The 8,293-nt window shown below is 66.2% G+C and carries 8 protein-coding genes; 1 reads left to right on the top strand and 7 read right to left on the bottom strand.

Features of this window, described 5'->3' with window-relative positions:
* From H928_RS27335 to H928_RS0111545, 3 genes are all read right to left on the bottom strand, one after another.
* The coding region (locus H928_RS27335) for an AAA family ATPase (protein WP_148293132.1) at positions 1 to 977 on the bottom strand (977 nt) is incomplete at its 3' end.
* Complete coding sequence (gene sbcD, locus H928_RS0111550; RefSeq protein WP_021026648.1) at positions 974 to 2,212, bottom strand: exonuclease subunit SbcD; 1,239 nt, start codon at positions 2,210 to 2,212, stop codon at positions 974 to 976. The genes H928_RS27335 and sbcD, both read right to left, overlap by 4 nt.
* Before the next feature lie 131 nt (positions 2,213 to 2,343).
* Positions 2,344 to 4,329, bottom strand: a complete 1,986-nt coding sequence (locus H928_RS0111545; protein ID WP_021026647.1) for an FTR1 family protein — start codon at positions 4,327 to 4,329, stop codon at positions 2,344 to 2,346.
* 259 nt (positions 4,330 to 4,588) lie between these two features.
* On the opposite strand from H928_RS0111545, the gene H928_RS27330 reads away from it, so the two are divergent.
* A complete protein-coding gene (locus H928_RS27330) occupies positions 4,589 to 5,188 on the top strand; it encodes a DUF3617 family protein (RefSeq protein ID WP_021026646.1) in 600 nt (199 codons plus the stop codon).
* A 194-nt stretch (positions 5,189 to 5,382) separates the two neighbouring features.
* Here H928_RS27330 and H928_RS0111535 read toward each other — a convergent pair whose 3' ends face one another.
* The 4 genes from H928_RS0111535 to H928_RS0111520 form a co-directional block, all read right to left on the bottom strand.
* The gene (locus tag H928_RS0111535; protein ID WP_192816987.1) at positions 5,383 to 5,931 is read right to left on the bottom strand and encodes a lipocalin family protein; all 549 of its coding nucleotides are present in this window, start codon (positions 5,929 to 5,931) and stop codon (positions 5,383 to 5,385) included.
* A 135-nt stretch (positions 5,932 to 6,066) separates the two neighbouring features.
* Entirely contained in the window at positions 6,067 to 6,858 is a 792-nt protein-coding gene (locus tag H928_RS0111530) for an SDR family oxidoreductase (protein ID WP_021026644.1), read from the bottom strand.
* A complete protein-coding gene (locus H928_RS0111525; RefSeq protein WP_021026643.1) occupies positions 6,858 to 7,433 on the bottom strand; it encodes a DUF3833 domain-containing protein in 576 nt (191 codons plus the stop codon). The genes H928_RS0111530 and H928_RS0111525 overlap by 1 nt, the downstream gene beginning before the upstream one ends.
* A gap of 2 nt (positions 7,434 to 7,435) precedes the next feature.
* A partial coding sequence (locus H928_RS0111520) for an MFS transporter (RefSeq protein WP_021026642.1) occupies positions 7,436 to 8,293 on the bottom strand: 858 nt, incomplete at its 5' end.

Here is an 8,293-nt window from a genome sequence, read left to right as displayed (position 1 = left end):
TGGCGCTGGGCATCGGCCAGGCGGCCCTGCAACTGGGTCTGCTGTGCCTGGCTTGCTGCAGCGGCCGCTTGCGCCTGCTGCCAGCCCGTATGCAGCGGGGCTATCGCCTGTGCGGGGCCATGGGCCTGCAGGCGCTGCAGATCGGGGGCGGCAGCCTGCAGCGCTTGCTGGGCCTGCTGCAGGCGCTCCTGGGCCTGGTGCTGCGCCTGCGCGGCTTGCGCAGTTTGCTGCTGCCAGTGCTGGAGGGTTTGCAGGGCGGCATGGCGCGTCTGCAAAGTGGCCAAGGTGTCTTGCAGTTGCTGGGCCTCGGTCTGCAGCTGCGTGCGCTCGGCCTCGGGCAGCAGCTGCATGCCGCCCGCTTGCGCCTGATCGCGCTCCAGCGCCTGGCGGGCATCGCGGGCGCGCTCAAACACGGCTTGCGATATCTGGCTGTAGATGTCGGTGCCTGTCAGCTCTTCGAGCAGCTCGGCGCGTTCATTGGCACTGGCTTGCAAAAACGCGGCAAACCCGCCCTGGGCCAGCAGCATCGATTTGGTAAAGCGCTGAAAATCCAGTCCGGTGATCTCGGCCATCTGGCGCAGCTTGTCGCTGCTGTGGGTGCTGAGGATTTCTCCATCGGCCACGCGCGCCAGTTCCACCTTGGGGCCTTGCAGCGCGCCGCTGGCCTTGTCGCGGGCGCGGCGCTGGCTCCAGAAGGCACGGTAGACGGTGCCCTTGACCTCGAACTCCACCTCGGCCATGCAATCTGCGGTGTGGCGCGTCATCAGGTCGTTGCTGCTGGCGCTGAGGGTGGCCAGCCGGGGTGTCTGGTGGTAGAGCGCCAGGCAAATTGCATCGAGCAAGGTCGATTTGCCCGCGCCCGTGGGGCCGGTGATCGCAAACAGGCTGTTGTCGGCAAAGGGCGCGGCTGTGAAATCGATGCGCCACTCGCCTTTGAGCGAGTTCAGGTTCTTGAGCCGCAGGCTGCGTATCTTCATGGCGCCTCCCCGCTGGGGTTGGAGAGCGACTGCAGCACGGCCTGGTAGCGCGCGGTCAGCGCCTGCTGCAGCTCGGCGTCCATGGTCTCCAGCACCAGGCGGCGCTCAAACACCTGGGCCGGTGTCAGTGCATCCAGCGCCTCGACGGCCGGGCCGCTCCACTGCGCAGCCGCCCGCCCGCGCAGCCGTTTGACCCGCAGCAGCTGCAATGGCAAACCTTCGGCAAGTGCCTGCACGCGCAGCGGTAGGTCGGCCAGGTAGTCGTCTTCTTCGATGCTGATATCCAGCCAGACCTTTTTGTCGGCCTGGGCCAGTGCACTGGCCTTCTGCAGCAAGGCCGGCAATGCGGCGAGGTTGCTGCGCAGGGCCGCCATGGGCTGGAAGACCGGCACCGGCAGGGCGGTGATCGCCTGCAAGCCCGGCTCTCCCAGCTCGACCAACAGCATCTGCTTGGGCTGCCGCGCCTCGTCAAAACCCAGCGCGATCGGCGAGCCGCTGTAGCGGATGTGCTCAAGTCCGCCCACCTTTTGCGGCTGGTGGATATGGCCCAGTGCGATGTAGTCCACAGGCGGAAAGGCCTGGGTCGGAAAAGCCTCCAGTGCGCCGACATAGATCTCGCGCACCGATTCGCTGCTGCTGGCGCCGACGGTGGTGAGGTGGCCGGTGGCGATGATGGGCAGCTGCCGCCCCAGGCTGGCCTGCAGCGCAGCCTGCTGCTGCAGTGCCGCGTCGTACACCTGCTGGTAGGTCGCCTGAATGGCCTGCTGCAAGGCCATCTGCTTGTCTTGCGCGCTTTGCTCGGCCTGGCTTTGCAGCACATCGCGGGGACGGATAAAGGGCAGCGCGCAGACAATGCAGCCAGGCGAGCCATCGCGCAGCGGCAGGATGCGCACATGCTGCGCGGGCGCGCCGGTCGCGGCAATCACCTGGGTGCCCAGGTGCTGCAGCAGGCCCTGGCTCTCTTCCAGCACCGCAACCGAATCATGGTTGCCACCCAGCACCAGCAGCGCCACACCGGCCTGGTGCAGGCGGGCAATCAGGCGGTTGTAGAGCTCGCGCGCGTAGCTGGGGGGCGCGCCGGTGTCAAAAATATCGCCTGCGATCAGCACCGCATCGGCGGCTTGCGCCGCCACCTGTTCCAGCAGCCAGTCGATCAGCGCGCTGTGCTCTGCCTGGCGGCTTTGGCCCATGAAATGCTGGCCCAGGTGCCAGTCCGAGGTGTGAATGATGCGCATGGTCGGGGGAGTGAATGGAGAGATCGCGGGAACCCTGTCGATGGTAGTCGCTGCGCGCAGCGCCGGTCAAAGAAAAAGACCTCGACCAGGCTTGGCACCCTGGCGAGGTCTGGCAGCCGACAAGGCGGTGCTTACTGCGGGGCGCCCAGTGCCCTGCGCGCCGCAGCGCGGTTGTAGGCAAAGCCAAGCACCACCAGCGCCAGCACCAGGGCCTGGGCCAGCAGGGTCTCCATCGTGGGGAACATACCCAGCAGCTCAATGCGCGGCGCAGCCAGCGGTGTGGCGCTGACCCAGCCAGCCTCTTGCAGCGAGGACACGCCCTTGCCCACCAGCACGACAGCCAGCACGGCCACCAGGATCGATGTCGCCGAGAAGAAACGGCCCACCGGCATGCGGGCGCTGGTGCGCAGCAGCACAAAGGCAATCACCGCCAGAATCGCCACCGCAGCCAGGCCGCCGCCCAGCAGCGCGCCATGGTGGCCGTCCGAGGCCAGGGCCGAGAAGAACAGCACGGTCTCGAACACCTCGCGGTAGACGGAGACAAAGGCCAGCGCAAACAGGCCCCACATGGAGCCCTGGCCCATGCTGGCCGAGAGCTTCTCGCTCAAATAGCTTTGCCAGCGTCCGGCGCTGCTCTTGCTGTGCATCCACAGGCCCACACTCAGCAGCACCAGCGCGGCCACCACCGAGCCCAGGCCCTCGGTCACCTCGCGGCTGGCGCCGCTGATCTCGACCAGATAGGTCGCAGCCGCCCAGGTCAGGCCGCCGGCGACCAGGGCCGAGCTCCAGCCGGCATGCACATAGCGCAGTGCATCCTGGCGGCCGGCCTTGCGCAGCAGCGCGACCATGCCAATGACGATCAGCAAGGCCTCCAGCCCTTCGCGCAGCAAGATGGTGAGCGCGCCGACAAAGGTGGCGGTAGCGTCCGAGGCGCCCGCATTCAGCTCGGCCTCGACCTGGCCAAACATGTTTTGCAGCTGCTGGGCGGCGGCCTCGGCCTCTGGCAGCGTGCCGCTTGCCACCGTGGCGCGGTACTGCACCATGGCCGATTCGACCTGGGTCATCAAGGCCTTGTTGCGCGCGGCAATCGTCGGCTCCAGCGGCTCAAAGCCATCCAGGTAGGCGGACAGCGCCAGCTTCATCGCCTGGTTGCGGTCGCCCGCCTTGAGTGCCAGCAGGCTTTGCGCCAGGCGCTGGCGCGACAGGGCCACGCCCGTGGCCTTGCCTTCGCTGATGACCTCGGGGTTGGCGCGCAGATAGGCCAGCACGGCGCGGGCCTGCTCGATCGGCAGGGCCGGGGTCAGGCTTTGCGCGGTGGTGGTGCTGAGCGCGGCCAGGTCACCAAAGCGTGCGCGCAGGCCCGCATCGCTCTGCCACAAGGCCTTGCCGGTGGCGCGCAGCTCGTCGTTGTACGACAGGCCGCCAACAAAATAGGCCAGCGCCCAGCGGTCGTCTTCGGGCAGCGCGCCAAAGGACACCATCGAGGTGCCCTCCACCCCTTGCGAGGTCACTTGGTACAAGGCCATCAGGCTGCGCGCATTGGCGCGCTGCGCATCGCTAAAGGCAATGGGCTGCGGATCCAGCCCTTGCGCGGCTGGGCCATCGCCACCGCCGGTAGCGCCATGGCAGCTGGCACAGATTTGTTGAAAGAGTTGAGAGCCTTTTGTTATATCGGGGGCCTTGGCAGGCGCGACCGGCATCGGGTAGGCCGCCACCAGCAACTGGGCTGCCTGGTGAGCCAGCTGGGCGACTTCATCGGCTGTGGCCTTGGCCTGCACCGCTGCGCGCAGTTGGGTCACCAAGCTCACCACCTTGGCCTTGTCGGCATGGGCGGGCAGGGCCTGGGCCTGCTGCAAGGCGTTGGCGCTGAAGTCCAGCATTTCGGCGTACTCGCCTTCGCTGGCGATCTGGCCATTTTCGACGGCGCCGCCGTAGTCTACGGCGACATAGTCCAGCAGCTGCCAGAGCTGGCGCGCGTCTGTGGCTTGCGTGGCAGCAGCAGTGTTGGAAGCGGTGGTGGAGGGTGCCGCAGCGGGCGTTTGGGCCAGGGCAGGGCCGCTGAGCAAACCGGCCAAACCGGCCACGAGGGCCAGTGTCCAGCTGAATGTGGAGCGCATGGAGTGTTATGAATAAGAATTATTCGCGCCATTTTAAGCTTGTTTACATTCTGTACTGGCCCAGTCGACCAGCGTGAGAGAAGCGTCAATTCACATCATTGAGCCCATTTTTCGACCCTGATGGGGCGGCGTTGGAAACGCAATTGGTAACCATTTCTGCATGCCAGATCGCTACACTGCGGCCACGCGCTTGTGCTCATAGGGAGGGCAAGGCGTTGCACGCCGCAAGCCCTGTGCCGTGCCGCAACGAGGAGAAAAAATGGAAAAACTAACAGGATTCGCCGTAGCCGCCGTGGTCGCATGTGCCGGTTTGATGGGTTGCAGCAAGAAGGAAGAGACGCCCAGCAGCCCACCGGCCGCCGCCGCGCCGGCCCCTGCGCCCGCAGCAGCACCGGCCCCCGCGCCAGCGCCCGCCGCTGCCGCACAAAAAGTGCAGCCCGGCAAGTGGCAGGCGGGCACCGAGATGAGCGGCCCCATGGGCCAGCAGGCACTGGCCGGCATGGAGCAGGCCTTCAAGACCATGACACCCGAGCAGAAGAAGGCCGCCAACCTGGATAACGCCAAGGTCGAAGGCGGCAAGCTCATCCAAGAGATGTGCATCACCCCCGAGATGGCCGGCAAGACCTTGCAGTCGCTGGCCGATTCGCAGCTCAAGAACATGCCTGGCTGCAGCCCGGCTGACGTCAAGACCGATGGCAACAAGGAATCGATGCGCTTTAGCTGCGGCGAAGGCAAGATGAGCATGAACCTCGAAGCCGTCTACGTCTCGCCCACCGAGAACACCGTCACCAGCACCATGGACATGGCCGGCCAGGGCATGACCACCACGGTGAGCAGCAAGCGCGTGGGCGACTGCTGATAGAGAGGCTCGCGCGCCGCTGCTTGGGTGGTGGCCTGGGGCTTTTAAATGTGAGAACGCAGCCTGGGTGGCTGCGTTTTTTATGGGCGCCTATGGATGGGCCCCCGAGCGTCGGGCTTCAAACCTCGGGTTGGGGCTGGTTGGACCTTGCTGTTTTCTCTGGTTGCAACACATCCCCATCCATGTACGCAAGGCTATTGCTCCACCGGTATCACCTGGGCCAAATCGACTCCCAAAGACTGTGCTTTCTCCAACAGCGCTTGCCGCTGAGTCTCCGGAATGGTCTTGCTGCGAGACAGAATCCACATGTAGTCCAGGCTGCTGCCAATGACCAAGGCGGTGTGGTACTGCTCATCGAGGCTGACCACGTTGTAGCCGCCGTAGAAGGGGCCGAAGAACGAGACCTTCAACGCAGCCTTATCGGCTTGTCCGAGGAAGCGTGCCTTGCCTTGCGCTTCACGCCACTGTTGCTTGGCGGGGTCATAGCCGCGGTTCACGACGGTCACGCTGCCATCGGCATTCAAGTTGTAGCTGGCCGTCACCTGGGTCAGGCCTTTTTCAAAACGGTGGTCAATGCGCGCCAGCTCATACCAGGTGCCCATGTACTTGCTGGCGTCAAAGCCGCTGACCGGTTGCACCCCTTGGGGGACAGAGACGGCGCAACCGGGCAGGGCGACTGCAGCACCGGTGATCGCGAGCGCCATGGCGGTGGCGCGCAAGAGAGTGCTTGTGGAGATAGGCATCGGAGGTTTCCTTTTGATTTTGGGCAGGGCCTCAAGTGGAAAAGGCGGATGAACAGGCTTGGGTGCAGACTGGCGCATCATTGGGCTACTGGCGATAAGCACACATGCCGTGCCGCTGTCGTCCCAACCCCCGCATCAGGCCTTGGTAATCCGCCGCACGCTGGCAAAGTACCAGCGGTCGGGCAGGCAGCGTAGCAGGCGCATCCAGCGGGTAAAGCGGCGGGGGAAGTTCATCTCGAACTGTCCGCGCGCCCAGCCTTGCAAGATATGCTGCGCCGCTTCGGCGGGGCTGATCAGTGCCGGCATCTTGAAATGGTTCTGGGCGGTCAGAGGCGTCTCGACAAAGCCGGGGTTGATGATGGATACGCCCAGTCCTTGGGGGTGCAGGTCCAGGTAGAGGTTTTCAGCCAGGTTGTTGAGCGCGGCCTTGGTGGGGCCGTAGGCGAGCGACATGGGCAGCCCCCGGTAGCCGGCAACGCTGCCGACCAGCGCGATATGGCCCCGGCCCGCTTGCAGCAGCATCGGGAGGATGGCGTTCAGTACATGGAGCACGCCGACATAGTTGACGGCCAGGTGTTTCTGCATCACGGGCAGGTCAAAGGCGGTGGCGCGCAGCGGCCGGTAGTGGCCGGCACAGTACAGCACCAGGTCGGGCGCAGCACCCAGGGCGCTATGCACCGCTTGCGCGGCAGCCGCCACGGTGTCGGGCTCGCTCACATCCAGCGCTAGTGCCAGGCAGCCGGGGCGGCTGCCTGCAAAGTCCTGCAGCGCAGCGACGTCCCGCGCCGATACGATCACGCGCGCGCCCTGGGCCTGCAGCGCTTCAGCGGTGGCCCGGCCAATGCCCGACGATGCGCCAATGATCCAGACGGATCGGCCCTGCCAGTCGCGCATCGGCGGATTGAGCTTGGCTTGCAGCAGCGGCATCACTGCGACCCTTTGGTGAAGGAGATGGTCAGATCGCCCAGGTGGATGCCGAACTTGCTCATCGCCGTGCGGTTGAGCATGGTGCGCCCGTCCATCAGGTACATCCAGTCGTCCATCCGCACATTCCAGACCCGGCCGTTCACCGGCAAGGCCAGCACATAGTTCCAGTGCAGGGCGTTGCCGGCGGCCTGGCCTGTGGCGGGGCCGACCACATCCCCCGCCTGGCCGCTATAGCGGCCCTCACCCAGGTACTGGATGTGCCAGGTGCGCTCCTGCGTGGTGCCGTCGCTGTAGACAAAGTGCTCTTCCAGCACGCCGTCATTGCCCGTCCACTTGCCGGTCATCTGCACGGTAAAGCGCTTGACCACCTTGCCCTGGCGGTCGGTGAACATGCCATGCGCCGTGAGCGGGCCGTTGAAGTACTCGCGCAGGTCCAGCGCCGGGCGCTCCTGGGCATAGTCCTCGACCGGGGGGCTGGCGCAGGCGCTCAGCAGCGCCAGCGTGCCGACCAGGGCCAGCCCGATTCCGGCGCGGCGCAGCGTGATGAGGCGGTGGGTGCTTGGCGTGGATGTCATCGTTACCTCCAGGAGGGTTGCAGGCGCTCAGCGCGCCAGAGAGAGGCCAGGGCCAACAGCTTGAGCAGGCAGGGCAGGCCGCCATAGGCCCAGGCCAACGCCTGCAGACCGGCAGGGGCGGTGCTGCCGCTGTGGTAGCCCGCAACGGCGAGCAGCGGCAGGCACAGCCCGGCGGCCAGGGCCAGGTTGAGCTTGGTGGCACAGGCCCACCAGCCCAGGTAACGCCCGTCGCCCGATCCCCCATGGCCTGATTCGTGGATCACACCGGTGAGCAGCGCGCCAGGAACCGCCAGGTCGGCGCCCAGCGCCAGGCCGCTGGCGATGCAGATGGCCACAAAAGCCCAGGCATCCCCCGGGCCCAGCAAGGAGGCCGAGAAAAAGGCAATGACGCTGGCCAGCATGCCGGCGCGCCAGCTGGGCGCCAGGCCCCAGCGGGCAACGGCTCTGACCCACAGCGGCAGGCCGAGTGCCGCAGCGGCGAAGTAGCACAGCAAAAACAGCGGCAGCAGCGCGGGCGCCTGGAGCCGGTCCACGACAAAGAAGGGCAGGAGCGTGGCGGGTATGGCCGCCGCAATGCCGTTGAGCATGAAGACCAGCAGCAACCGGCGAAAAGCGGCATCACGCCAGGGTGAGGCCTGGGGCCGGCCACTGCGCTGCGCGGCCCCTGCGCTGGCATGTGCTGCGTCCGCGCGCGGATCGCGCAGCCGGTACAAGCCCAGCAAACCCAGGACCAGCCCAGCCAGCAGCACCGCACTGGTTGCATCCATGCCCAACAGGCTGGGCAAGACGCTCGCCGTGAGCACGCCGACCAAGGTGGCGCCCTCGCGCCAGGCCGTCACCTGCGTGCGCCAGGCCGCCTG

Origin of the sequence: Comamonas sp. B-9, assembly GCF_000410635.1 — a bacterium.
GTDB lineage: Bacteria > Pseudomonadota > Gammaproteobacteria > Burkholderiales > Burkholderiaceae_C > Comamonas.
The sequence above is the reverse complement of the archived record's forward strand: the minus strand, read 5'-3'. Positions and strand labels throughout refer to the sequence as shown.

Excerpts from the sequence above, each read along its gene's own strand:
- sbcD (WP_021026648.1), bottom strand. The coding sequence starts at position 2,212 with ATGCGCATCATTCACACCTCGGACTGGCACCTGGGCCAGCATTTCATG.
- H928_RS0111545 (WP_021026647.1), bottom strand. The coding sequence starts at position 4,329 with ATGCGCTCCACATTCAGCTGGACACTGGCCCTCGTGGCCGGTTTGGCC.
- H928_RS27330 (WP_021026646.1), top strand. The coding sequence starts at position 4,589 with ATGGAAAAACTAACAGGATTCGCCGTAGCCGCCGTGGTCGCATGTGCC.
- H928_RS0111535 (WP_192816987.1), bottom strand. The coding sequence starts at position 5,931 with ATGCCTATCTCCACAAGCACTCTCTTGCGCGCCACCGCCATGGCGCTC.
- H928_RS0111530 (WP_021026644.1), bottom strand. The coding sequence starts at position 6,858 with ATGCCGCTGCTGCAAGCCAAGCTCAATCCGCCGATGCGCGACTGGCAG.
- H928_RS0111525 (WP_021026643.1), bottom strand. The coding sequence starts at position 7,433 with ATGACATCCACGCCAAGCACCCACCGCCTCATCACGCTGCGCCGCGCC.